The sequence below is a fragment of the Microcoleus sp. B3-D2 genome, assembly GCF_036705345.1.
In the GTDB taxonomy this organism is placed as follows: domain Bacteria; phylum Cyanobacteriota; class Cyanobacteriia; order Cyanobacteriales; family Microcoleaceae; genus Microcoleus.
Window position 1 is genome coordinate 86,210 of record NZ_JAUBUG010000011.1, and the last position, 22,154, is coordinate 108,363.

Consider the following 22,154-nt stretch of genomic DNA (forward strand, 5'->3'; position numbering starts at 1 on the left):
GGGCGATCGGGTTTTTCTGATGAATAGCAAATTTATCCTTCGTAACTCAAATATTTAAGTGCGATCGGGCGTCACTTTAAAGTTTTATGGTTGAGTTTGTGGTTGCCACTTACAGATAGACTCTGGTTTGAGAGGGCAAGTTTTGGGAGCGATCGGATTTCCGCTGAGGCTGAACCAAATTAGGTTAGTCAACGAGTTTAAGAGTGTGATGTCGCGGATTTGATTGTTGTCGAGGGAAAGCTCCATCAGGTTAGTCATGGATTCTAGTGGTTTGATGTCGCTAATTTGATTGTCCCTGAGAGCGAGCGAAGTCAGGTTAGTCGATGCTAGCGGTTTGATGTCTCTGATTTGATTGTTGTCGAGATCGAGCCAATGTAGGTTAGTCAAGGATGCTAGCGATTTGATGTCGCTGATTTGATTGTTGTCGAGATCGAGCCGGTTCAGGTTAGTCAAGGATGCTAACGGTTTGATGTCCCTGATTTGATTGTTGCTGAGGACGAGCCGGTTCAGGTTAGTCAAGGATGCTAGGGGTTTGATATCGCTAATTTCATTTTTGTCGAGGTCGAGCCAATTCAGGTTAGTCAAAGATGCTAGCGGTTTGATGTCGCTGACTTGATTGTCCATGAGGATGAGCCGTGTCAGGTTAGTCAAAGATGCTAGCGGTTTGATGTCGCTGACTTGATTTTCAATGAGGACGAGCTCACTCAGGTTAGTCAAGGATGCCACCGGTTTGATGTCGTTGATTCGATTGAGGCTGAGACTGAGTGTTGTGAGACTAGAAAGTTGGCGATTGGCCGCATCGCACTCCGTAGTCCCTGCTTTCTCCAAAAGCACCTCAACAGTATGTTTAGCTTCAGGACTCAAATCAGCTTTTTGGCGACACCAATCGGCAAATGTTCGTCCACTGTTTCCCGATCGCGTTTCTGCTGCTTTCACCGACACTCCATTTCCAGATAATGCTAGAAGCACACAACAAGCAAGTGCGATCGGCTTTGGTAACTTCATGTGTTTCTGTGCAACTATGAGTGTCATAATCTTGTACCTCTAATTTCCCCAACAGTAAAGTTTGAGCATTTAATTTCAGGGTTCCCAATTACAGATAGACTCTGGTTTGAGAGGGCAAGTTTTGGGAGCGATTAGATTTCCAGTGAGGACGAGCGAAGTTAGGTTAGTCAAAGATTCTAGCGGTTTGGTATCGCTGATTTTATTGTTTCTGAGGACGAGTACCCTTAGGTTAGTCAAGGATTCTAGCGGTTTGATGTCGCTGATTTTATTGTTTTCGAGGACGAGTTCACTTAGGTAAGTCAAGGATTCTAACGGTTTGATATCGCTGATTTTATTGTTTTCGAGGTAGAGTACACTTAGGTTAGTCAAGGATTCTAACGGTTTGATATCGCTGATTTTATTGTTTTCGAGGGAGAGCACATACAGGTTAGTCAAGGATTCTAGCGGTTTGATGTCGCTGATTTTATTGTTTTCGAGGTAGAGCTTAGTCAGTTTAGTCAAGGATTCTAGCGGTTTGATGTCGCTGATTTTATTGTTGTTGAGCCCGATCTCACTCAGTTTAGTCAAGGATTCTAGCGGTTTGATGTCGCTGATTTTATTGTTGTTGAGCCCGATATTAGTCAGGTTAGTCAAGGATTCTAGCGGTTTGATGTCGCTGATTTTATTGTTTTCGAGGTAGAGCTGTGTCAGGTTAGTCAAGGATTCTAGCGGTTTGATGTCGCTGATTTTATTGTCGCTGAGGTTGAGCGAATTCAGGTTAGTCAAGGATTCTAGCGGTTTGATATCGCTGATTTGATTGTTGCTGAGGTAGAGCGAATTCAGGTTAGTCAAGGATTCTAGCGGTTTGATGTCGCTGATTTGATTGTAGTCGAGGTAGAGCTCCGTCAGGTTAGTCAAGGATTCTAGCGGTTTGATGTCACTGATTTGATCGCGGAGGACAAGTGCCCGGAGACTCGAAAGTGTCTGATTAGCCGCCTCGCACTCAGTAGTCCCTGCTAGCTGCAACAGCACCTCAACAGTATGTTTAGCTTCAGGACTCAAATCAGCTTTTTGGCGACACCAATCGGCAAATGTTCGTCCAGTTTTTTTCGGTGGCGTTTCAGAGACTAACGCGGAAGGTCTATTGTTTCCCGGTTGCGAATTGGAAATTAACTCGGAAAGTCTATTTCCACATGATGCTAGGACGATCGCACAACCAGTAAGTGCGATCGACTTTGGTAAATTCATGTATTTCTGTGCAACTATAAGTGTCATAATCTTTTACGTCTAATTTTCCCAACTGTATAAAACAAACACACTGCCTTACCGTGTCCCTGCCAAACATCTATTACAAACTCTCTGAATCACCTCACTCAGGCAACTTATACTAATTTATAGGTGCGTCATTTTGCCTGATATTCTATGCCGAGCAAGGATATTTCCCCGCTGGGCACCCTACGCAACTAATTAATATCAACTCCCACCAAATCTGCCACAACTTTCTCCAATCCAGCTATCACCTTCGCCGTCCGTTCCCAGTCAACCTTATCGGGTGTATCTTGCGCCGTGTGATAGTAAGGATAGCGATAGGGAGCAGTATCTGTCACCATCAGCCCTGGATAACCATGTTGCCAAAAAGACCATTGATCAGACCAACCAACACCAGGAATGCCACCCGGAATTGCTGCACCTTCCGAGGGAAATTCAGCATGGCGGCGGAAAGATGCGATCGCCTCTCTAACCAGTTTACTTGAGGATGTATTGCCAATAAATCCGATAAAATTTCCAGACGTAGGATAAAAAAGGTTTAATGGTGCTGGATATTTCTGGCTGTTTTTGGCATCTGAGTAATAACCAATTGTTTCTAAACTGAGCATCGAAACAATTTTTTCATTACGCTCTCTGCATCTTTTGGCATAAACCAAACTCCCCATATCAGCAGTCCAGAAAAAAGGCGGTTCCTCATTCACAAACTCAACAAAACGCACAGTCTTTTCAGGCTTTTTACCTGCAAACATTCTCGCTAAAGCCAGCACTCCCGCCGCCCCAGTTGCGTTATCATTTGCCCCTGGACTCCCCACCACAGAATCATAATGTGCCCCAATTACAACAATTTCATCTGCCTTTTTTCCCCCGGGAATCTCCACTTCTATGTTATAATAAAAATTATCATCAATTTTATATCCTTGTCGTTCAACTTTATAGCCAGCAGCTTGAAAAGATGCTTCGAGAAAGTCAGCAGCTTCTCCAAGTTTTTGATATTGTATAAAGTTGCGCTCTCCGATTTCACCAGAGAGCTTTTCCACATCGCGCTGTAAAGCATCTCGGAGCGAGATTTCCTGTGCTGTTAAAGGGGGAACTTTCCCGCTGTAGCTTTTCCCTGGCATTGCAATCATACTCAACCATGTCCCAGTAATTAGACTAATTAAGATCGTACTAAGGATAGCCAGTCTAGTTAACGTTCTGCGATTCCATAATTCTATTTTTCCCAATAGCATTTATTTTTTATCTTTTGCTATGCTTCAGTAGTAGGGTGCGTCAGTTAGCGTTATTTTTTCAATAATCCAACAACTTTTGACTGACGCACCCTACAAGTTTACACATCGGGTAACTTATACTGCCCCACAATCCGCTTAGCATATTCCGGCACATGAGCCTCTAATTTCTCCGGGTAATTGCGCTTCACGTACAGATAATTGCGAGTGAAATGAGAATCAATCGAAAACCGAGCATATTCCAAGCCCTTCGGCCCAATTCTCTCAATAAAAACTCCCATTAACTTCGCCGCCCACATCGGCAAAGTCACTCCTTTTTCATAAGCCGGAATGCTTTGCTGAACCGCTTCTTTTCTGTTTCCCTTAGACATTACGGGCTGAGTGTTAAGCTGATCCGTTACCAAATCTAACATCTCTTGCCCCGTGTCATTTCGCACTACAATCCACTGCCAGCCAAAAGGTGCGCCCATGTAGCCCACAACTAAATCTGCTAAAGAATTCACATAATCAAAACAGCTCAAACAAGAAGGAGCAAAAACATCTTTCAATTCCTTAGTATTCAATCCAAAAAACGGCACTTTTTCTTCCGAACCATCTTCGTGTTTGAAGTGAACGTTAAAGTCTTGCATAAACTCGTAAGAAACCACCGTTTCAGGAGAGCGGCTAGTCGTGTCTAGGAATTTCTGCAAGCCCGCACGGCTGACATTATCGACACAGGGAGTTCCCAAAACGTAGAGCTTTTCTAAACCGAGTTTTTTCTCGACTGTTCGCAAGGCTTGAATTTGACAGCCGACGCCAATTACTAACAGTCGCTTCATCCCAGATTGTTCGATTTGTTCTAATACCGAAAGATTGGGAGAGAGAGTTGGTTTGTTGACTTTTGCTGCCAAAATCTCTTCGCGATTTCTAGCAATAATCGGCCTCGGCTGAAAGCGGTCTTCTTTAGTATTTTGGACGCAAACAACGCCTTCTACAATTCCTTTTTCGAGCATTTCAATGGCAATTGTGCTGACGATTCCCGTCCACTGAGCGCCCTCGATCGGCTCTTTTTTCCGAGCCGCCATCATGTTTTGACTGACTCCGAAATACCAATCGTCGGGATTGTCGAGATTGCGCGATCGCCCGTGAATCTCTTCTTCTAATTCCGCGATGTGCTGTGTTAAGAAAGCACAAGATTCCTTGACATAATGGATGTAATATGTATCGCACAAACCGCACTCGCTGCAAAGTTCTTTAGCAGGGCGGCGGCTACCCGGTTTGAGGGCCTTGGATTTTTGGTGCTTAGTAGAATCTGTTGCGGTCATCTAAATTACTTATTTTATGCAGATATGGCTTTTGTTAGGATATCACAGCAATTTCCGTTGATTTACCTCCTTTATTCTTTCTTTCCGTCGTCGCAGGCGGACGCAAGCTTGTGCGGGAGCAAATTCGGTTCGCCCGAAATTGGCGGTTTTCAAAGCTTAAAAAGGCGTTGCACATATATGGTATGATATACAGGGAATGTGTATCAAGTTAAAATATGATTTGTCCTGAATGTCAGTCCACCAATATAAAGAAAAATGGCTTGAAAAGAGGAAAACAGAACCATATTTGCAAGGGCTGCGGTCGGCAATTTATAGAAATTTACTCCAGCAGAGGCTATTCAGAAGAAGTCAAACGACAATGCTTACAGTTGTATGTTGAAGGAAATGGATTTAGACGCATAGAACGTCTGACTGGAGTGTGTCATAACACCCTGATAAATTGGGTAAGAGCTGCGGGAAATAACTTACCACCCGAACCCGATTACCAAGACATTCCCGAAGTTGCTCAAATTGATGAGTTGCAAACTTACGTCGGTAAAAAAAAACAAAATCTGGGTCTGGAATGTTGTAAACAAAAGCTTTCCGGGGATTTTAGCCTTTGTTTTAGGGGAGCGGTCTTCAGAAACATTTAAACCGTTATGGAAGATTATTCGGGGATGGGAATGTTTCTTTTATGTGACCGATGGCTATGTAGTTTATCCGCAATTTATTAATCAGGGTGATCATATAGTCAGCAAAACCTATATGACACGCGCGTGAAGGAGAAAATACTCGGCTGAGGCATCCGGATAGCTCGCCTAGCGCGAAAAACTTTATGTTATTCAAAATCTTTATCCATGTTAGAAATTTCCCTTCGCCTGGTTATTTACTACCTAAAACACAAGACCGTGCCCCTGCCCTCTTGAATCATCCCCCAATTGTGCAACGCCCTTAAAAAATATTAGTCAGGACTTACCTAGGTTGCGCTAGAAACCCAGTTTCTGGCTGAATACCTCACTGTTAAACCTAAGATTTATGGTAAAAACCGGGTTTCTTTTTGTAGTTTTGGTAAAAAAATTCGGTTTCAGAGCATCGCCGTGCGTCCAGGAGTGTTTGTATAAGTCCTATTAGTATCAATCCGGATATAGCGGGCGATCGCGCGAATAAATTGCCAAATAAAGCTATAAAAAAAATGGTAAAAATGTTTGTGACCACTGCCGTCGCTGGCATCATGATGAATCTCGCCATTTCGAGCTTAGGATTTGCTGCTTTAGTTCGTCCTGTTCCTGCTATGAATCAAACTGTTGCGACTCTAGAAAGAATGCTCAGTGCGACACAAAAGCCGGCGGCGCTGAACTATTCGCGCCTAGGGGTTGGCGGCGTTCGGTTGGGGATGCCTGTAGAAGAGGCAAAACGTAAGTTGGGAAAACCGCAGCGCGACGAAACTAAACCTGCTGGGCATGGCATCGGTGGCAAGATTCGCACGCTAACCTACTCAGGATTGACGGTAGCAGCATGGGAGGGCAAAGTTTATTTAGTTTCTACTACCAATCCCAAGTTTCTGACAATTGATGGTGTGAAGCTAGGAGATAACAGCCAAAAAGTCGTTAAAACTTACGGTTACGGGTCGCAATCAGTGCAGGGTGGAGTGACTCGGTTGACTTACAGCAATGACCAAAAGGCTTCTAATTTGATTTTGGAAACTAAGGGCGATCGCGTACAAAAAATTATTGTGAGTACGCAGCTAAACTGAAATATTAAACAACAGTGCAAAAGTCCCGGTTCACAAGTTTGTAGTAAGGACTTTATTCCTTATTTATTAGGATTTTTAGCCTTTCTGTGAGTTGACTGGAGGGCTTTTTCCTGATGTGCGATCGCCCGAGTCTCCTTAATCCTCTTCATCCTCATCCGACAATTTTGTCATTTCCTCAGCAACTAGCGTCTGAAAGTCCTCTCCGCAGTGAACGTTGAGATGGATTGCAGCACTCAGGAACTCTGCTAGAATTTCAGCTTTTTGTCGATCGCTCAAATTAGGTAACTGAAGCCGATGGATTACAGTCATCACATTTTGACACTCCGTACCCAATTCATTAATTAACGTTCTCAGTGTAGAATTATTTACAGAAATTTTCTTCCCCATAAAGTAGGCGATTTCGGTGGCGATCGTGTGTTCGGACGGAAACGGAGGTACTGTTTTGGTACTCCACACTTCCCCTTTTTTCTCCCTACTTGTCAAGGAAATTAGTTGAATGGAAAGGAAAACCCGTAAAGTAACACTGACTTAAGGAGGTTTTGTTGGTTCTGACGGGTTGCGCGTTGTATCCAGACAAAATGAAACCCCCAGTTTTGAGCCGACTTTGTTAGGGTGTTGAAGCGCGATCGTGTTTGTCTTGTGTCTGAAAACCTTACTGAATCGGCTTTTTACTATTTTATGAAGTTTTTTTATTATTCGCCCAATAAAGTCTGTGGCATACCTAGCATCCGAAGGAGCGAATGAAAAATTTTATCTAACACAGGGTTTAAAGTATTCTCTTGCCATTCATAAATCATTATTGAAATGGGAATACCAATAATACTTATAAATAAAAATAGCTTAAGTTGCACAAGACAAGCCCATATTAACAATCTAATCCACAGATAAAAAAAACCTATCGGCAAAACAACAATTACGCGGAGCGCAATTATTATTAAAGAAATAGGATTGGTCTCATTATTTTGAGAAGACATAGACTTAACCTCGATTTTCACACTATTGAGAGAGAGTCGCTGGCGGGGTGTCCCCCACCACATATCCTACAAAATCGCACTATTGATAATTTATTATAACACGCTAGATTGATACCCTCAAACAACGTAAAAACCTTACCCAGTAAGGTTTTTATGGCTTTTGAAGCCCAAAAGCGTCGGGTGTAAATTTTGCGCGATCGCGCAACCCGGATAAAATCAACCCCAGTTTTGCGCCGGGGGTTTGTTAGGGCTTTGAAGCGCGATCGCGTTGTACTCTGTTGGGCAAAATAAAACCCCAGTTTTGCGCCTGGGTTAAAAGTCAGAGTGTTGAAGGTTAGCGTGATCGCTAACTTGCATATTGACTTATGTTGTTTTGGAATAATTAAACCGCAGAGAGCGCAGAGGGTACAGAGGAAGAGAAGAGAGAGATGAATAATTCCGATCTCAACGGATTTGATATTACCCATAAAAAAAAGTAGAGATGCGATCGATCGCATCTCTACAAAAGTTCTAAATCAGGTGCACATTGTGCACCCTACCAATTAGCTGTTCTGGGGAACAGGAGCACTCGGTGCTCCAGAAAAAGTCGGCGCTGGTACAGAATTACTCGGTGCACCAGTCTTAGCCCGCTTTTTGATCAAGATTGGCTTGACGCTGTTTTCTCCACCAATCGGGGGATCTTCTTGTTGAGCGTAATCCGCGCCCATCCAAGCAGGACGGCTTTGATCGAAAGCCATTTGCAAAGCAGCAGCGGCGATCGCGTGGGAGTCGTACTCCTCGGATAACTGAGATACCAGAGGCAAGAAAGATGCCATCCGTTCGCCAGCCAAAGCTTCGCGAACTTTACCCTGCATCTTTTCCAACTGACGAGCTTCAATTTGCGCCCGTGTCGGAATGTTTCGCACCGTCAAGCTCGATCGAACGTGGCGTTCAATCAACCGCAGTTTGCGGCGATCGACCGGTTGAATCAGCGTAATCGCCGTTCCTTCGCGACCAGCCCGGCCCGTGCGTCCGATCCGGTGAACATAGCTTTCCACACTGTCGGGCAAATCGTAGTTAATCACGTGAGTCAAGTGATCCACGTCCAAACCCCGCGCCGCAATATCAGTCGCCACTACCCAGCGCACCTGACATTGGCGGAACCGATGCAGCAAGCGTTCCCGCTGTGCCTGATTCAAATTACCGTGATACTCATCAACGCTGTGACCGGCTGCTTGCAGTTGGCTGGTGAGTTCTGCCGCCGACTGCCGAGTCCGCACAAAAATCAGTGCAGATTCCGGGTCTTCCATTTCTAAAATTGGCTGTAGGGCTCTTGCCTTCGACCAGCCACGGGGAATCATGTACACGCCTTGGCTGATGCGCTTCGGCGTTGCTTTTGGCTGTTCTACGGTGACGTTGACTGGGTTACGCAAATGCCGCGCCACCAATTTCCGAATGGAAGCTTCCATCGTCGCCGAGAAAAATGCCGTTTGACGTTCTTTTGGTGCAGCATCCAAGATTTTTTCCACATCTTGGATAAAGCCCATGCTCAGCATTTCGTCAGCTTCATCCAAAACCAGCCACTTTACCTTGTCTAGTTTCAGGCTGCCACGGCTGAGCATATCCAATATGCGTCCGGGTGTACCGACGACGACGTGCACGCCGCGCTTCAAACGCTGCATTTGACGATCGATCGATTGACCGCCGTACACTGTCAGAACTTGCAGAGAGCGACCCACTTTTACAGGGCCGTCGCTGCTGATGCCGCTCAAATCACGGATGGCTTCAGTTACTTGCATCGCCAATTCGCGAGTCGGCGTCAGCACCAGTGCTTGCACCGCAGTTACATCTAAATCAATCCGCTCCAAGATGGGCAACGAGAATGCTGCCGTTTTGCCTGTCCCTGTTTGGGCTTGGCCCACAACGTCGCGACCTGCTAGCAAGTGCGGAATTGCTTGTACTTGGATGGGAGTAGGTTCTGTAAAGCCTAGTGTTTCCAGATGGAGAACGAGTTCTTCCGAAAGACCTAAGCCTTCAAACAATAAATTCATTAATGCTCCTAATAACGAGTCTTAGCCTTCTAAGTTGCCCAACTCGGATGCGGATTTCTGCTCTAGGGCAGGAACTCATAAGAGTTCTTTATGGTGCTGCGCCTGCGCGCACCTTCTTAAATAGCAATCGAGTATAGGGCAGCTCCGTCGATGGTGACTAAATTTACCAATTCGACAGCCGTCTTTGATTTTGTGACATCGCCGATTCCAACCGCCAGGGGTCGGGTTATAGGCTTCCAACATTCTTAAAACAGGACATTGGACTTCCTTTGAGGTACTTGCAAGCTTTCCCTCTCAGGCATTTTATAGTGAGGATCATGACCAGCCCCACTTCACTACATAGTAGTAACAGGTTGTTTGGTTCAGGCGCTATCCCGCAATCCGTCGCCTGCGGGATTGAGCAGGGGATGGGGCGACCGTTACCGCCTATCCATCTCAACACTCTTTCGGGATACCGTTGTGGTGTAGGGCGGACGGCGAAGCAATCTCAAATTATCCCCGCTTATTTCTGGCTTGTTATCATCATAACTCTTTACATTCAGAAACAAAACATTAAATTCGTTAAAATTTTCCGATGTTCTGTAGAGATTACCGCACCCCGACGGGGAGGGTCGATTGCCAGATAGGGGCTAAAAAAGTTTAGAACCCCTTTGCTACATATCTTTGCACAATTGTGTACTAACCGTTACTTTTGTTCCACAATCCGCTAATCATTTTTGGCTCGTGTCCGGTTTTTGTTCGCCGCACCGTCTCAGACAACAGTTCCAGCAATACTTACACTTGACCGTAGAGGTCGTAGACATCTGCACCAGTAATTTTCACAGATACGATTGAACCCAGCCGCGCTTCTCCTGTGACATAGACGAGTCCATCTACTTCTGGGGAAAACCGAGCGGATCTACCAATCAACTCGCCTGTCTCTGGTTGTTCTTGTTCTATCAGGACATCAACTACCTGACCGACAGACTCTTGATTCTTCTTCAATGATATAGGTTGTTGTGCCGCCATTACCGAATTGCGCCGCATTTCCATTATTTCTGCAGGTATTTGCTGGGGCAAGCTGAAGGCTGGGGTTCCTTCTTCTGGCGAAAATACAAAAACTCCTACGTGATCGAATTCATGGCGCTTGACAAATTCCAGCAAGTGTGCTGCGTGTTCGTCGGTTTCGCCGGGGAAGCCGACAATAAAAGTTGTTCGCATCACAGCGCCGGGAAGTGCTGCTTTGAGCCGATCGACTATAGCATCATTGATCCCGGCTTGAAAAGGTCGATTCATCGCCCGCAGAATTTCCGGGTGCGAGTGTTGCAGGGGTAAATCCAAATACGGCAAAACGTTGGGCGTTTCGCGGATGGCTGCGACAACTTGCGGAGTCAAGCCTGTAGGATAGGCGTAGTGCATCCGAATCCAAGGTACATCTACTTCACCCAAAGCCCGAAGCAGTTCGGCTAGTTTCGGTTCGCCATAAATATCTTTGCCGTAGTTGGTGGTAATTTGAGAAATTAAGATAATTTCCTTTACCCCTTCCGATGCCAATTGCTTAGCTTCAGCGACGATAGATTCGATCGTCCGCGATCGTTGATTTCCGCGCAAGTGCGGGATAATGCAAAATGCACAGCGGTAGTCGCAGCCTTCTGCTATTCGCAGATACGCGACACCTTCCGATGTTGTGCGGTAGCGGGGAGTAGTTTCGTCAGCGATGTAAGTAGGTTCTGAGGAGACGAGGGAAACTCGATCACCCTTTTCCACCTGCTGCATGACATTGACTATTTTGTGATAGTCGCCAGTGCCGACAATTGCAACTGCTTCGGGCAATTCCTCCAGCAATTCCTGCTGAAAATGCTGTGCCATGCAGCCGGTGATGACTACTTTTTTATTAGCTTCTGCCAATTCTACCAAGGTGCGGACCGACTCTTCTCGCGCAGCTTGGATAAAACTACAAGTATTGACTACAACATAATCGGCTAATTCTTCATTAGAATCGACTTGATAGCCCGCTTGAGCCAGCAAGCCAATCATGTGTTCGGTATCGATGCGATTTTTTTCGCAGCCGAGGTGAGTAAATGCGATCGTTGGCTTCGTTGCCATGCAGTAATAGTTAGTGTTGCGCTATTTCTAAGAACATTTTATGATATCACACTCATTGCCAATTGGCAAGATATTGGTCTAATTTGTCGATCGGCTGCGACCAGTGGAACTTTTACCTTGGGGGCGGGCATAATCACCACCCCACAAGAGTTTTAAGATTTTTCCCGATGCAAATCTTGATGTTTTTTAGCTAAAAAATACTGCTCGCCCAACTTACGAGGGGATTTGATCCGACGATACATCCGGGGCGATCGCCAGATTTGCTTCACCCGAAAGCACTTGAGCAGCAGACCCAGTAGTTAATCGACGATCGTAAGACTGTGTTCCCAAACCCTTAACTTGGCGCATCAAAGTGCCCATTTCCAAAGCACTCATCGCATAATTCCAGCCCAAATTGCTTTTAATTCCAGCCCTTTCCAAAGCTTGCTGCATCGTGTCAGTCGTCACCACCCCAAAAATCACCGGGACCCCTGTCTGAAAAGCAGCAGCAGCAATTCCCTTAGCAACCTCACCAGCCACAAAATCGAAATGAGGAGTTTGGCCCCGAATTACCGCACCCAGACAAATTACCGCATCGTAGCGGTGAGAAAGAGCAGCTTGGCGCGCCACCAAAGGAATCTCAAAACTTCCCGGAACCCAAAAAAAGTCCACCTGAGAGCCATGAGGATTAACATCAACTCCGTGGCGTTTCAAACAATCTTGACATCCCTCCAAAAGTTTGTTAACCACCAAATCGTTAAAACGACCGATGACAATAGCAAACCGCAAAGATTCGGTGTGAGTAAAAGTTCCCTCGAAAACAGTCATAGTGTTCTAGTTTAGATTTTAGGTTTTAGATTTTAGATTTTTGTTTGTGAGAAGGCAAAAGTCAGAAAGCAGTAGCATCTCATCTGAATCTCAAGTGCAAAAACATACAGGATCGCGCGGTCTGAAAAATTCCTAGCTTCTGCCGAATGCCTTTCAATCGCTGGTGAATGCCTTCATCCTTCTATCTTTTACCTTCTTTATTCGATAAACTTGGGTGAAATTAAACGACTAAAAAGTTCAATACACCCACTGCAATAACCAGCAAAAACCAGAGAGCCGATCCGACATAAATCAGGGATTTAGACTGATTCCAGTTTTGGGGAGAGGCATAAGCAACTGGCACGCCAACGACCATCACAAAAGACAGCAGTACCAGACCCAGTAAAACCACTTGAAACAGAATTGATAACATCTTTTCTCCTTTCGATATAACCGTGCGTTGATCCGAAATAGTTTCCCAGAACCGAAAAAAATCTTCCAAATTCTAGTTTTTGACAGTTTCCCGATAGTCGATCGAGAGATTGTCGGTTGATTGATACGAAAGAACCCGTGCAAATTCGGGCGTTGCGCGAACAGGCGTCAGCGGCTCTTGAGATTTCGATCAATTTTATCATTGTTCGCTACACGACAGAAAACTGGAAAGGTTAAGTTAAAGCCCGATCGACACATCCGGTTTCAGAGGGCGAGAAATTGCTACTGTTTGAGTTAGAGATGCGGGATTTTCGGCTATGGACTTAGTTTTGTGCCACACAACAGCAGATTTTGACGCCTTGGGGGCGGCGGTGGGACTTTGCGTGCTGCGCCCCGGTAGCAGGATCGTATTGACGGGCGGGTGTCATCCGACAGTGCGGGATTTTTTGGCGCTACACCGCGACGAGTACCCACTGATTGAACGCCGATCGGTCAATCCGCAACAAATTCGATCGATTAGTATAGTTGATGCCTCCGGGCGCGATCGTTTGGGAAAAGCCGCCGAATGGCTGGATTTGCCACACCTCAACGAAATAGCGGTTTTTGACCATCACCTACAGGCCGATTTAGACATCCCCGCTACTGTTACGCAGATCGAAGCAGTCGGAGCCAGCACGACATTAATTGTCGAAAAGCTCAAAAATCAAGCAGAAAAGAGCGACACACCATTCCGCCTTCTGCCTTCGGAAGCAACAGTAATGGCCCTCGGCATCCACGTCGATACAGGTTCCCTCACCTTCGAGGGCGCAACTGCGCGAGATGCAATAGCTTTGGCGTGGTTGATGGAACAGGGAGCGAGTTTGGGGGTAATAGCTGAATATGTAGAACCCGGTTTGTCTCCTCAATTGCAAGATTTGCTGAGAGAAGCGCTGAATAATTTGCGATCGGAAACTTTGCACGGTTACAGCATAGCCTGGGTGCTGCTATCTACTGAAGCTTATGTTCCGGGGCTTTCTTCCCTGGCTTCTCGCTTGCTCGATTTAACTGAAACTGATGCTCTGCTGTTAGGCAATGTTTATAACTTTGGCGAAAACGAAAACAACCGCAACATAGCTCCCGAATCGCCAGTTTCCAATCGATTAACTATTATCGGTCGATCGCGCATCGAAGGAACAAACCTCAGCGAATTGTTCAAACCCTTCGGCGGCGGAGGCCACGCCCGCGCCGCTTCCCTCGCCACCCGCGATGTTGACCCCCTGCTGACTTTAAATCAGTTAGCTGACGAACTCAAAACTCAAATTCCCCACCCTCCGACAGCGCGCGAGTTAATGTCGTCTCCGGTGCGGAGTATTCGCCCGGAAACATCGGTAGGAGAAGCTCACCGTATCCTCCTACGTTACGGACATTCGGGGCTTTCTGTGGTCGATGCGGGCGATCGACTCGCCGGCATTATCTCGCGCCGCGACATTGACATTGCGCTGCACCACGGTTTCAGTCACGCTCCCGTCAAGGGTTACATGAGTCCGCAGTTAAAAACGATCGCCCCAGATACCTTGCTGCCGGAAATTGAATCTTTAATGGTGACATACGATATCGGGCGCTTGCCAGTATTGGAAAACGGTCAACTTGTAGGAATTGTGACTCGCACTGATGTGTTGCGGGAATTGCACCAGCAAAAAGCGCGAGACAGGGGAAGTAATGCAGAATTCTCTTATTGTGCCGTGCCCGAATCGGTTGAGCAGTTGTTGCGAACGCGCATCAGTCCCGAATTATGGCAATTATTGTCGATCGCCGCCAATATTGCCCAAAATCGCGGCTGGCAACTTTATATTGTGGGTGGAGCAGTCCGGGATTTACTCTTAGCCACGGATGATACACTGGCGCTCACAGATATTGATTTGGTTGTGGATGGAAAGTGCGGTTCCGACGATTCCGGTGCTGGTGTCGAGTTAGCTGCATCACTGCAAAAACTTTACCCAGACTCGCGTTTGGACGTTCACGGTCAATTTCAAACCGCCGCGCTTTTGTGGCCCAAAGACTCTGCTTTCGGCTCGCTGTGGGTGGATATCGCTACGGCTCGCACTGAATTTTACCCTTATCCGGCTGCAAATCCTGAAGTTGAAGCGAGTTCAATTCGCCAAGATTTGTACCGCAGGGATTTTACAATTAATGCGCTGGCTGTGCGGTTGGGTGCTCCTCGCAGCGGCGAATTGTTAGACTTTTTTTGCGGTTTGCTGGACTTGGAATCGAAGCAAATTCGAGTTTTGCACGCCAACAGTTTTATCGAAGATCCCACGCGAATTTATCGCGCTGTGCGGTTTGCGGTGCGGTTAGGGTTTGAAATTGAGCCCCAGACGGAAGGATACATCCGCAACGCTTTGGCTAGCGGGATTTATTACCGAATTCAGGGGGAAAACGGTCGAGCCCCGGCTTTGGAAACTCGGCTGAAAAGCGAATTGAAATACATTTTGCAAGCTCCTTACTGGAAAGTTGCTTTGCAAATGCTGGGAGATTTGGAGGCTTTGCGCTGCATTCATCCTACTTTGGAGTTGGATCGGGAGTTGTGGCGGCAACTGCGTTTGCTCGATCGGTGTTTGAATGGAAGAAGAAGGAAGAAGGAAGAAGGAAGAAGGAAGAAGGAAGAAGGAAGTTCGGCAACGGATTCTGTAACGGATTTAACGGATGTAAAGGATAGAAGGAAGAAGGAGAAGGGAAGAGGGGAAAAGGAAGAAGGAAGAGGGAAGAAGGAACAAACTATCCCCAATTCCCAATTCCCAATTCCCGATGCCCAATTCCCGATGCCCAATTCCCCATTCCCCATTATCAATATTCCCGATTGGCAGATGCGGCTGGAAGTTTTGATAGCTTATTTAGCACCGGAATATCGCGGCAAGGTGGCTGCAAATCTTCAGTTACCTGCTGACAGCATTAAGCGGTTGGAAGTTTTGGAAGCAGGAAAGAACGAGTTAGCAGAGAATTTGCCTAAGTGCGAGTTGCCGAGTCAATTGGTGCTGCTGTTGAGAAATTATGAGTTGCCGGTGTTAATTGCGATCGCCCTACAAAGTCCGCGAAGTGCACGCCGCCAAATCTGGGAATATCTCACCAGGTGGGCGAATGTTGAGCCGCCTTTAAATGGCAACGATTTGAAGGCTTTGGGTTATAAGCCGGGGCCTGGGTTTAAACGAATGTTGGATGATTTGTTGGCGGCGAAGTTGGATGGCGATTTGGGCGATCGGGCTGCTGCTATCTCTTTCTTAGCACAACGTTATCCTCAAACTTAGTAAAGTGCGTCAGCAGCGGGTTATTGTTGATATAATAGATTAGCTAATTGCTGACGTACTCTACTAAAATTTAAGTTTTCAATCCTAAACAGCCTAACCAGGCGATCGCACATTATTGATATTTCGAGAATTAAGGTGAAGAAACATCACGCTCCTGCTTTAATCGCAATTGTCCTTTACAAAACATTTGTGGCTTCCCTCTTGGCAGTAACTTCGATTGCTTTGCTTTTTGCATTAAAAAATCATCAAGTCTTAGAAAAAAAATCGCAATTTTATTTGTTAGAAACTAAACTAAAAATTATTTAATTTATCTTAGAAAAACTTCTAATTCTAAACCCTCACAAATTATTTTTTGGCGGACTTACCGCAGCACTTTATGCAACTTTAACGGCTGTTGAAGCCGTTGGTTTGTGGTCCGAAAAAGACTGGGCAACAATCTTAGTTTTAGTGCTGGTAAGCATCAGTATACCCCCTGAAATATATGAATTAGTTCAGGGGGTCACGGTACTTAAAGTAGCGGTATTTATCACAAATGTAGCCATCTTATGGTATTTGCTCCACCACTGGCCGAAGCATGGTAAAGGAGCTTAAAGTTTTGATTATTCACAGGAAACTCACTTGATTTTATAAATGTCAGCATTTTCCATTTTAATTTCATAAAACGGCTGATCAGTCAAATAAAAACCTCAATCTTTACAAAAATTTTGTGATTGTAAAGATTCGATAAAGCTACGAGGGGTTATACCCCCTATGAGTTATACTGACATATATATAGATGCACCCTGATGGCTTTCCCGTTCCACAAGAGCGGGATTTTTATTGGAAAAATATTGTATTAAGTTTTAAGACTCCTGGTGGAGATAGAATTGGTGGACAATTTCAATAAAACGATCGCAGCCACGGTCATCACTACAATTGCCACTAATGGCGAAGGCAGCGCTTTCGTGAAGCGAGGCAGAATAAACAAGCCAATATTTGCTCCTAGTTCTTTTAGTCGTGAAATCTACCGTCAACGTAACATTGTTGAACGTGCTATCAACCGACTCAAGCAATTTCGTCGGATCGCTACCCGAGATGAGAAGCTGGCTACGAATTATACAGCCATGATTACGATCGCCTGCATTCTGTTGTGGTTATAGTTTGAAAACACGCCCTAGGCGGTCTGGCTGGCTGCCAGCGGTTGTGAGGGTGGGAACTGCCGAGAGTAGGATAGAGCCTATGCCTTTAGGATGAGGTCACTTATTCAAAAATTTTTTATACTACAAAATGTAGTAACTCATCAAAGGCTCACAGAAATTCTACCTTTTATGATTTTGGGTGATTTAAGAGAACGCAGTCCTCCGCTGATGTGCACAACTTAGTAGAACGGTTGGTGTTTTGCATCGGGATATTTCCTCTAGTTCAGAGTTTTTAACTCTACTTAAAGGAAATATTATGCAGAAATTTAAAGTCCGAAGAACCGCTAAGTTTGACAAAAAATTCAAACGCCTTTCCGAGGTGGAACGGAAAAAGTACAGGAAAACTTTAGGTTTATTGGAAAATCCTGCACATCGCAGTCTCTGCACTCATGCTTATGAGGAAAGAGGTAAAGGTGTTAAAGGTTCGTATACCAGTATGAGAGAACGAGTTTTTTGGAAAATGGAGGGGACGACTATTTGGGTTATTGATATTGGTTCGCACTAACCTAGGTTAGGTACTTACACTTATTTATTATTTTTGAGCTAGAGGAAATTTTACCGATAGCAAACACCTAAAACTTGATGATACAGACTCTATCAGTTAAGGACTGATCGGGTTTTTTTTTGTAGACAGGTTAAACAGAGGCGGGTGCTAAAAGTCACCAACGACGAACTTGTTGAATCGCCTCACAGGTGCTATTAATTGAGGTGGAGTTACTGTATTCCATACTTGAAGCCGTGGGTCACTATATCGCTACAAGAACGAACCGAATCAGCCTGCTGACGCTCGCCCATCAGTGCCCACCCTAACTATTGCCCTGCGATCATTACCCTCTTTGTCACTTAAGCAGTGTATTTGCCAGTAGGGGGTAACGAATGTGAGTTATAAAACAATTAAAAACCCGATTTCTTCTTAAAGAAATCGGGTTGTTGAAATCAATGGTGAAGCGCGATTTGCTGTCTAAACTATTCGGAAAATAAAAGGGTAGCGGTAAGGTTGGTTGGGATTTTGCAAAATGTGGAGAATAGCCATTATTGTCAGTCCCCAATGCACCAGATACCCTATTGGCACTAAAATAAAGCCAGCAAGACCGAGAGTAATGACTGTTAACACCCCAATCACGAGGCTGTAAAACCATACATTAAGGTGAAAATTGATCGCTTCTGTGGCATTTTCTTTGACAACGGGGTCATCTGATACTAACAATACAGCGATCGGCGCTCCGATCGAGAACAGTAACGTGCTGAAAAAAATCGCCCCGTGGCACACCAGTGATAGCAGCTTTCGCTTGTCCGAGTCGTACATATTATTTTTGTTCCTTGACTTTAGTGATAATTTTACCTTTAATAGCAACTGTAGCACAGGCTATAATGGCGATCGGGTGATGATTCCCCTACCTAATTTGTGATGACCACTGAACTCGAAACTGAACTGCTAACTGCTGTTGAGCGCCGGCGCAACTTTGCTATTATCTCGCACCCCGACGCGGGTAAAACTACTTTGACAGAAAAGCTGCTGCTGTACGGAGGTGCAATTCACGAAGCAGGTTCTGTGAAAGCGCGGCGGGCTCAGCGACACGCTACCTCTGACTGGATGGCGATGGAACAGCAGCGGGGAATTTCTATTACTTCTACTGTTTTGCAGTTTGAGTATCAAAATTATCACATTAATCTGCTCGATACTCCGGGACACCAAGATTTTAGCGAAGATACTTATCGCACTCTGGCGGCGGCTGACAATGCAGTGATGCTTGAGGATGCTGCTAAGGGTTTGGAACCGCAAACTCGGAAGTTATTTGAAGTTTGTAAGCTGCGAAGTTTGCCTATTTTTACTTTCTTTAATAAGCTCGATCGCCCTAGCAGAGAACCTTTGGATTTGTTGGACGAAATTGAGAAAGAACTGGGGTTGCAGACTTATCCGGTAAATTGGCCGATAGGTACGGGCGATCGCTTTAAAGGTGTTTTCGATCGCAGAGGGCGCAAAATTCACTTATTCGAGCGGACTAAACACGGTTCTCGCGCTGCTGTTGATACCGTCATCGAATTGGGCGATCCGCGCATTGAAGATTTGTTGGAACAAGACCTTTACTATCAGCTCAAAGAAGAGTTAGAACTGCTGGATGAGTTAGGAACTGAACTCGATTTAGACTCCGTTCGGGCTGGAAAAATGACGCCTGTTTTCTTTGGCAGTGCCATGAGCAATTTTGGGGTAGAACTGTTTTTAGATGCGTTTTTAGATTACGCTATGAAACCGATCGCCCGCAAGAGCAGCGCCGGAGACTTGCCGCCAACTTATGAAGAATTTACCGGCTTTGTGTTTAAATTGCAAGCCAATATGGACCCAAGACACCGCGATCGCGTTGCCTTTATTCGGGTTTGTACGGGCAAGTTTGAAAAGGACATGAACGTGACTCACGCTCGCAGTGGTAAAACGGTGCGTTTGTCAAGACCTCAAAAGTTATTTGCTCAGGATCGCGAGTCGATCGAGGTTGCGTATCCGGGAGATGTGATCGGTTTGAACAATCCGGGGGTATTTGCGATCGGCGATACTATTTACACCGGCCAAAAACTTGAATATGAAGGGATTCCCTGTTTTTCTCCCGAACTTTTTGCTTTTTTGAGAAATCCCAATCCTTCTAAGTTTAAGCAGTTCCGGAAAGGCGTTTCGGAGTTGCAGGAAGAAGGCGCAGTGCAAATTATGTACTCGGTTGATGAGTCGAAACGCGAGCCAATTTTGGCGGCTGTCGGACAGTTGCAATTTGAAGTTGTGCAGTTCAGAATGCAGTCGGAATATAATGTGGAAACGACGATCGATATGTTGCCTTACAGTGTAGCTCGTTGGGTTGACGGCGGTTGGGATGCGCTGGAAAAAGTTGGGCGGCTGTTTAATACGGTGACGGTGAAAGATACTTGGGGAAGGCCGGTTTTGCTGTTTAGAAATGAGTGGAATTGCCGACAGGTGGAAGGGGAGCATCCTGTGTTGAAGTTAAATGCGATCGCCCCTGTGGTTTCTGGTTTGGCTGTTAGCGAGGAGTGAGGGGGATAATTGGTTTGTAGGGAAACGGCATTGTCGTTTCCTCCCAAAAAGCGGGATTTTTATTAACAAAAAACCCGGATTACCACAGCCAAAGGACACAACAGTGTTGTGTCCCTACAAATGATATTTATTGTAGGATTTGTAGAGAAACGACACTGCCGCGTGCTGAATCCCGCGTGCTTAATCGAGTAAGGTTCGTCAAATATAAATCTTCAGCCAGATCGCCCAAAACCTCCCAATCCCCATCTTCAATCCAAAATCCAAAATCTAAAATCCAAAATCGATTGACGGCGGCCCCCCTCTGCGGCTACGCTTTGAAGTGAGAGGTTGCTTGCTTGTAGAGGAGGCAGCCCGCGTCGCCCAAAAATCTAGTTGCACTGCCCAAAGCTGCTGGTAACAGCAATGGACAGCATAACCGCCAAACTGGTATCAGCAGTCTGGAGGCTAACGGAGCATTTTAACATCCTCTGTAGCCGCCCTGCTATGTCTTGAAATGCGGGGCGGCTGGGTTTTTGGGTTTTTCTAGAAAACCCAAAACCAGGAGAACATATTATGTCACAGGAATTCGTGCCTGACGACAACTTTTCTGATCGCCCAAATGACGACTCAGCAGCAGTATGCGAACAGGAAGTGGTGCTGTTAACGGTTGTCGGTTCGCCCAAAGGTGTCCGGGAAACCATACTCACTTTGTACCGGCTGGGATTTGCAGAAGTGGGCGATTGGAGTCCCGTACAGCGTGCGGCAAATCCGAAGCAGGTGATGAGCGTGCTGATCCGTCGGAAGCGAGCTGATGGTACATCGCCGAGAAAATCTGGGCGGTAAGCTGCAAGGTTAAGTTTTTTTAGGGCTTACGCATGGGGCCCAGAAACCGGGTTTTTACAAGAATACTTGGTTGTGATCCACACATTCGGTAAAAAACCCGGTTTCTTTGTCGGAGTGCGTAAGTCCTATTAATCTTATTCCAAACGTTTTAATAACTCTTTAGGTGATAGAATTGGTAAGGTGGCACCAGCGAAATCTCCTGCATCGCGGGTGACGATCGCCTCCAAGTTATCTGACAGCGCACAAGCTAACTGCACGGCATCTTCAAAATCGGTTAAATTAGATGCAAATGCTATTTCCAAAACGTGGCGATCGACGGCAGATACTTTCATTAAGGCTAGTGTTTCAGCAATAGCTTGCCTAGCGCGATCGAGGCTGCGAGTTTGCCTTCTGACAATGTAGAAAATATTTGTTAAAGTTGTTGCCGTTACATATCCCTCAATTTGCTCATTTTCGATCGCCTCAAATAAAGCATCAGCATCTTCTACAAACGGTTCTCGTTCTAGCAAAGTATCGAGGATAATGTTGGTGTCTATTAATACCTTCATTTTAGGTATTTCTCCACCAAACGCTCTTCTAACATGAGTGCAACTTCGGCATCTGTTGGAGGTGGCGTATCGGTTTTTGCTAGCCCTCTGAGTCGCTTTGCCGCACCTTTGCGATCGGACCGCAATCTAATTTCAACTTCGTCATCTGTTGCGGGTAGTGTATCAGTTTTTGCTAGCCCAGTCACGGGTTCCACAAAATCATCCAGCAGAGGTTGGCGGGATCTGAGTTCTTGTCTGATGGACTCAACAATCGCGTTGACTAAAGCTAATCTGTCGGTAACTGATAGTTTGTGCGCTTCTCGGCTTAATGGCAGCCAAGGAATTTGGGGTATTTGGGATTCGTTCATATTTATATTTTGATATTTTCTGGGTCTATTTTAGCAAACTTAGGGTTTACGCGCGGGTGGCCAGAAACCGAGTTTTTTCGATAATTCTTGGTTGTGATTCGCAGATTCGGCTAAAAACC

The 22,154-nt window shown here is 45.6% G+C and carries 22 protein-coding genes and 1 pseudogene; 10 read left to right on the top strand and 13 right to left on the bottom strand.

Features of this window, described 5'->3' with window-relative positions:
• Positions 1–84: 84 nt before the first annotated feature.
• The 4 genes from QUB14_RS06665 to QUB14_RS06680 form a co-directional block, all read right to left on the bottom strand.
• Positions 85–1,032 (bottom strand): leucine-rich repeat domain-containing protein, encoded by a 948-nt coding sequence (locus QUB14_RS06665; RefSeq protein ID WP_333216474.1) that lies wholly within the window; start codon positions 1,030–1,032, stop codon positions 85–87.
• Positions 1,033–1,080: 48 nt separating this feature from the next.
• Entirely contained in the window at positions 1,081–2,259 is a 1,179-nt protein-coding gene (locus QUB14_RS06670) for a leucine-rich repeat domain-containing protein (RefSeq protein WP_333216472.1), read from the bottom strand.
• Between the two features lie 188 nt (positions 2,260–2,447).
• Positions 2,448–3,482, bottom strand: a complete 1,035-nt coding sequence (locus QUB14_RS06675) for a M28 family peptidase (RefSeq protein WP_333216470.1) — start codon at positions 3,480–3,482, stop codon at positions 2,448–2,450.
• A 98-nt stretch (positions 3,483–3,580) separates the two neighbouring features.
• Positions 3,581–4,783, bottom strand: coding sequence for a Coenzyme F420 hydrogenase/dehydrogenase, beta subunit C-terminal domain (locus QUB14_RS06680; RefSeq protein ID WP_333216468.1), 1,203 nt, complete (start codon positions 4,781–4,783; stop codon positions 3,581–3,583).
• Positions 4,784–4,998: 215 nt separating this feature from the next.
• Between QUB14_RS06680 and QUB14_RS06685 the strand changes: the two genes are divergently transcribed.
• The 3 genes from QUB14_RS06685 (at position 4,999) to QUB14_RS06695 (ending at position 6,515) form a co-directional block, all read left to right on the top strand.
• A complete protein-coding gene (locus QUB14_RS06685) occupies positions 4,999–5,415 on the top strand; it encodes an IS1 family transposase (RefSeq protein WP_333297123.1) in 417 nt (138 codons plus the stop codon).
• The gene (locus tag QUB14_RS06690) at positions 5,297–5,542 is read left to right on the top strand and encodes an IS1 family transposase (protein ID WP_333297125.1); all 246 of its coding nucleotides are present in this window, start codon (positions 5,297–5,299) and stop codon (positions 5,540–5,542) included. Before QUB14_RS06685 ends, QUB14_RS06690 begins: the two co-directional genes overlap by 119 nt.
• A 421-nt stretch (positions 5,543–5,963) precedes the next feature.
• Complete coding sequence (locus tag QUB14_RS06695; RefSeq protein ID WP_333220465.1) at positions 5,964–6,515, top strand: hypothetical protein; 552 nt, start codon at positions 5,964–5,966, stop codon at positions 6,513–6,515.
• 135 nt (positions 6,516–6,650) lie between these two features.
• On the opposite strand, the gene QUB14_RS06700 is transcribed toward QUB14_RS06695, so the two are convergent.
• The 6 genes from QUB14_RS06700 to psbZ all read right to left on the bottom strand — a co-directional run bounded on the left by QUB14_RS06700 (position 6,651) and on the right by psbZ (position 12,823).
• Positions 6,651–6,971, bottom strand: coding sequence for a hypothetical protein (locus QUB14_RS06700; protein WP_333220463.1), 321 nt, complete (start codon positions 6,969–6,971; stop codon positions 6,651–6,653).
• Positions 6,972–7,207: 236 nt separating this feature from the next.
• Positions 7,208–7,489, bottom strand: a complete 282-nt coding sequence (locus QUB14_RS06705) for a hypothetical protein (RefSeq protein ID WP_333220461.1) — start codon at positions 7,487–7,489, stop codon at positions 7,208–7,210.
• 542 nt (positions 7,490–8,031) lie between these two features.
• Positions 8,032–9,519, bottom strand: coding sequence for a DEAD/DEAH box helicase (locus QUB14_RS06710; RefSeq protein WP_333220459.1), 1,488 nt, complete (start codon positions 9,517–9,519; stop codon positions 8,032–8,034).
• Positions 9,520–10,293: 774 nt separating this feature from the next.
• The gene (rimO, locus tag QUB14_RS06715; protein WP_333220457.1) at positions 10,294–11,604 is read right to left on the bottom strand and encodes a 30S ribosomal protein S12 methylthiotransferase RimO; all 1,311 of its coding nucleotides are present in this window, start codon (positions 11,602–11,604) and stop codon (positions 10,294–10,296) included.
• Between the two features lie 213 nt (positions 11,605–11,817).
• A complete protein-coding gene (ribH, locus tag QUB14_RS06720; RefSeq protein WP_333220455.1) occupies positions 11,818–12,411 on the bottom strand; it encodes a 6,7-dimethyl-8-ribityllumazine synthase in 594 nt (197 codons plus the stop codon).
• A gap of 220 nt (positions 12,412–12,631) precedes the next feature.
• A complete protein-coding gene (gene psbZ / locus QUB14_RS06725; protein WP_006633598.1) occupies positions 12,632–12,823 on the bottom strand; it encodes a photosystem II reaction center protein PsbZ in 192 nt (63 codons plus the stop codon).
• Positions 12,824–13,139: 316 nt separating this feature from the next.
• Here psbZ and QUB14_RS06730 point away from each other — a divergent pair, with 316 nt between their 5' ends.
• The 5 genes and pseudogenes from QUB14_RS06730 to QUB14_RS06750 all read left to right on the top strand — a co-directional run bounded on the left by QUB14_RS06730 (position 13,140) and on the right by QUB14_RS06750 (position 17,786).
• Positions 13,140–16,103, top strand: a complete 2,964-nt coding sequence (locus QUB14_RS06730; protein ID WP_333220453.1) for a CBS domain-containing protein — start codon at positions 13,140–13,142, stop codon at positions 16,101–16,103.
• Positions 16,104–16,238: 135 nt separating this feature from the next.
• Positions 16,239–16,409: a hypothetical protein gene (locus QUB14_RS06735; RefSeq protein ID WP_333297126.1), complete on the top strand. Its 171-nt coding sequence runs from the start codon at positions 16,239–16,241 to the stop codon at positions 16,407–16,409.
• Between the two features lie 3 nt (positions 16,410–16,412).
• Positions 16,413–16,694, top strand: coding sequence for a DUF2127 domain-containing protein (locus QUB14_RS06740; protein WP_333220467.1), 282 nt, complete (start codon positions 16,413–16,415; stop codon positions 16,692–16,694).
• A 398-nt stretch (positions 16,695–17,092) separates the two neighbouring features.
• Positions 17,093–17,242, top strand: a pseudogene (locus tag QUB14_RS28710) (transposase); the annotation flags it as partial.
• A 295-nt stretch (positions 17,243–17,537) separates the two neighbouring features.
• A complete protein-coding gene (locus QUB14_RS06750; protein WP_333220449.1) occupies positions 17,538–17,786 on the top strand; it encodes a hypothetical protein in 249 nt (82 codons plus the stop codon).
• Positions 17,787–18,242: 456 nt separating this feature from the next.
• Here QUB14_RS06750 and QUB14_RS06755 read toward each other — a convergent pair whose 3' ends face one another.
• Positions 18,243–18,587 (bottom strand): DUF4870 domain-containing protein, encoded by a 345-nt coding sequence (locus QUB14_RS06755; RefSeq protein ID WP_333220448.1) that lies wholly within the window; start codon positions 18,585–18,587, stop codon positions 18,243–18,245.
• 102 nt (positions 18,588–18,689) lie between these two features.
• On the opposite strand from QUB14_RS06755, the gene prfC reads away from it, so the two are divergent.
• Together prfC and QUB14_RS06765 are read left to right on the top strand one after the other, a co-directional pair.
• Positions 18,690–20,318, top strand: coding sequence for a peptide chain release factor 3 (prfC, locus tag QUB14_RS06760; protein ID WP_333220445.1), 1,629 nt, complete (start codon positions 18,690–18,692; stop codon positions 20,316–20,318).
• Between the two features lie 552 nt (positions 20,319–20,870).
• Complete coding sequence (locus QUB14_RS06765; protein ID WP_333220443.1) at positions 20,871–21,140, top strand: hypothetical protein; 270 nt, start codon at positions 20,871–20,873, stop codon at positions 21,138–21,140.
• Positions 21,141–21,274: 134 nt separating this feature from the next.
• Here QUB14_RS06765 and QUB14_RS06770 read toward each other — a convergent pair whose 3' ends face one another.
• Both QUB14_RS06770 and QUB14_RS06775 read right to left on the bottom strand, forming a co-directional pair.
• The gene (locus tag QUB14_RS06770) at positions 21,275–21,688 is read right to left on the bottom strand and encodes a PIN domain-containing protein (protein ID WP_333220441.1); all 414 of its coding nucleotides are present in this window, start codon (positions 21,686–21,688) and stop codon (positions 21,275–21,277) included.
• On the bottom strand, positions 21,685–22,035 hold the full coding sequence (locus QUB14_RS06775; protein ID WP_333220439.1) for a hypothetical protein: 351 nt from the start codon (positions 22,033–22,035) through the stop codon (positions 21,685–21,687). The genes QUB14_RS06770 and QUB14_RS06775 overlap by 4 nt, the downstream gene beginning before the upstream one ends.
• Positions 22,036–22,154 lie beyond the last annotated feature (119 nt).